The organism is Synechococcus sp. MU1655, from assembly GCF_023630655.1.
In the GTDB taxonomy this organism is placed as follows: Bacteria; Cyanobacteriota; Cyanobacteriia; order PCC-6307; family Cyanobiaceae; genus Synechococcus_C.
On record NZ_JAKUHK010000245.1, the window covers coordinates 1 to 2,942 of the forward strand.

Genomic DNA, 2,942 nt, shown 5'->3' on the forward strand with positions numbered 1-2,942 from the left:
CACTTGCTGGTTGACGCCCAAGCAATTTGTCGACAAGGTCACGGAGAGTCATCAGCTCAGAAGATCTTCGTTTGCATCAAGCGGCGCACTGTGGCCCGTAGGCCCGAACGCTCCTTGGAAGGATCCAGCAATGGAATGTCTTCGCCTTGAAGACGGCCAGCGATATTGCCGTAGGCCTTGGCTGCTGGTGATTTTGTTCCATTCAAGGTAAGAGGTTCGCCCCGATTAGTGCTCACGATCACCTGCTCATCTTCCAGCACTAGTCCGAGCAAGGGGAGGGCCAAGATGTCGGTGACGTCATCCACAGCGAGCATCTCTTGATTGGCCATCATTTTCGGCCTGACTCGGTTGAGGACGAGCTGGACTGGTGTCACCCCGTGGGTGTTGAGCAATCCGATCACGCGATCTGCATCTCGTACTGCCGACACTTCAGGTGTGGTGATCACAATGGCTTCCCGGGCAGCTGCAACGGCGTTTTTGAAGCCGTCTTCAATGCCTGCGGGGCAGTCGATCAGCACGTAATCAAATCGTTTTTCCAGCATGGAGGCAATGGCCTGCATGTCTTCCGGTTTGAGCCACTCGAGCATTCGAGGGTTGCCAGCCGGTAGCAACGCCAGATTGGGGACTTGCTTGTGCTTTACGAGGGCCTGGTCCAAGCGACAGGTCTCGGCTAAAACCTCCTGCGCTGTGTAGACAATGCGATTCTCGAGTCCAAGCAACAGATCAAGGTTGCGCAAACCGAAGTCAGCATCCAGAACTACAGTGCTGGACCCAAGCTGGGCAAGGGCAATCCCCAAGTTGGCCGTCAGGGTGGTCTTCCCAACGCCCCCCTTGCCGGAGCAGATCAAGATCGTTCGCGAATTTGACGTCACGTTGTCGCGGTTGATGTGGCTAGGTTAAGTGTTAGTGCCCTTGTTTGTTCGAATCAGCTGAAAGCTTCTGCATCAGTAAGTCACTGCGGGGATCAGCAGGTTCGATTGCAATCTCTCCATCCACAATCCGCGCTTCCTCCGCTAGTCCAGGTTGAGGTTTTTCCTCTGGTCCTCTAGCGACTAGATCTGCGATTCGTAGCTGAAGCGGTCGGAGCTGTAATGCCGTAATGCGGGCATTTAATTCACCCTGAACCCCCGCGTGGGCGCATCCACGGAGGCGTCCCCAGACCAGGACGTTCCCTCCTGCACTGATTTGAGCGCCTGGATTGACATCGCCAATGAGCAAAACGTGATGGCGTGCTTTGAGATGGTCACCCGATCGCAGGGTCGCTCGATGGATTAACAGGGCTGGAGCCTGCTGGTCTTCGCGACTTTCAGGATGTGGATCAGCGAGCTGCGGCGACATGAGCTGAGCTGGAATGCCAAGCGCATTGGCGCTGACCACAGTGTGTGGATTGCAGCTTTTGATCGACAGCAATCGACATTGACGGTCCTCAAGTTGAGCTTGCAAGGCAGAGAGCACTCGGCAATTCAGCAACCACTCCCCGCTATCCAATTCAAGATCCTTGCCCTCAAGACCATTGAGTTGGTCCGCCAAGGTGTCCTGCCAAGGGATGTGCCGGTTGGTGGGCAAAACCAGGCGATGGCATGCAGCTTGAGAGGTCTCTTGGGTCAAAGCCACCGACGTGATCAAGGGTGGAGGCTGACGTTAGAGGTGCGCCAGGTATTGGCCCACCTTTCGTTTCAGTTCCTGACTGATCTGTTTTGGATAGATCAGCCAGCTGGTGCTGGCCGGTTTGCTCAGGCTTCTAACGAGTTCTGAGCATTGCTCAAGCGCTTGAAGTTGCTGGCCATTCCAAAGTCTTAGGCCCCCGCGATATGGGTGATAACCATGCAATTGTTGATGCCGTAGTCCGCAGCACAAACTCGGATCTAAACCTTCCGCTTCAGCTAATCCCCTGGCTAGGGCCAAGCATTCGAGCTGTTTCTCTTTTGAAAGACTGTCTACATCGAGGGCTTTCAGGAGTCGTCGGTTGAGAAACCGATCACACAGCTCAGCGAGTGGGCGAGGAGCTTCCTCTCTCCAGCGCAACAAGTGATAGCCAGTTCGCAGGTCATCGTTAGCAAGGTAGGACTCCAGGTCGAGCTCATGGGCAGACCAAAGCCAGCGCTGCATCGTTGAATCTGTCCAGACATCATCGGGACCAAGCTCACGGGCTAGACGGATCATTTGTTCCAGCAGCCAATTGCAGACCACATTGAGGCGGTGGTTGTAAACACTGCGGTACATCAGGTTTCGCACCACGAGGTAGTGCTCGACGGCCATTAGACCCTTGGGATGAATCGCGAGTTCCCCATCTGGCGCCAGGGTGAGTGCAGCCAGGATTCTCTCTAAATCAAGCTGGCCATAGCTCGTCCCTGTGCTGTAGCTATCGCGCAGCAAGTAATCGAGTCTGTCGCAGTCGAGTTGGCTGCTCACAAGGTCCTTAATCACCCTGCGTTCTGTGCTGCCGTGCTCTAGAAGTGCGGCCACGGCCTCTGAGCTTCCCGGTTGGAATCCTTCGAGTGGCTCCTGGATCGCCGGGTGCTCTCGAACAATGCGTGCGGACCAATGTTCATGGTGGGTGCCAAACATTTCCTCGCCGGTGTGGCTCAGGGGCGCATGACCCAAGTCATGGAGCAGGGCTGCTGCATAAAGCACGCCACGATGACGTTCCAGTGATGGATCCATGGCCAACAAGCCCTGAAAGGCCTGTCGTGCGATGTGGAACACGCCAAGAGAGTGGGTGAACCGGCTCGATTCAGCGCCGTGGAAGGTTAAAAATGCAGGCCCGAGCTGGCGAATGCGCCGCAGCCTCTGAAAGGGAGCTGCGTCAACGAGCTCGAGCACCAGCGCTTCTGCTGGGTCGTCTGTATTGAGCGCGATGCCGCCATGAAGAGGGTCGTGATAAGTGCGGCTACTCATGCCGTTGCTGCGATCTCCTCTTCATGGCTGAGCTCAGTTGTTGG

At 55.8% G+C, this 2,942-nt stretch carries 3 protein-coding genes; all 3 read right to left on the reverse strand.

What is annotated here, in order from left to right:
* Positions 1 to 56: 56 nt before the first annotated feature.
* From minD to NCN04_RS10100, 3 genes are read right to left on the reverse strand one after another with little or no spacing between them, the layout of a single operon-like run.
* Positions 57 to 872, reverse strand: coding sequence for a septum site-determining protein MinD (gene minD / locus NCN04_RS10090; protein ID WP_048347997.1), 816 nt, complete (start codon positions 870 to 872; stop codon positions 57 to 59).
* A 31-nt stretch (positions 873 to 903) separates the two neighbouring features.
* The gene (locus NCN04_RS10095; protein WP_250396007.1) at positions 904 to 1,614 is read right to left on the reverse strand and encodes a septum site-determining protein MinC; all 711 of its coding nucleotides are present in this window, start codon (positions 1,612 to 1,614) and stop codon (positions 904 to 906) included.
* Positions 1,615 to 1,641: 27 nt separating this feature from the next.
* The gene (locus NCN04_RS10100) at positions 1,642 to 2,898 is read right to left on the reverse strand and encodes an HD domain-containing protein (RefSeq protein ID WP_250396008.1); all 1,257 of its coding nucleotides are present in this window, start codon (positions 2,896 to 2,898) and stop codon (positions 1,642 to 1,644) included.
* Positions 2,899 to 2,942: the final 44 nt, after the last annotated feature.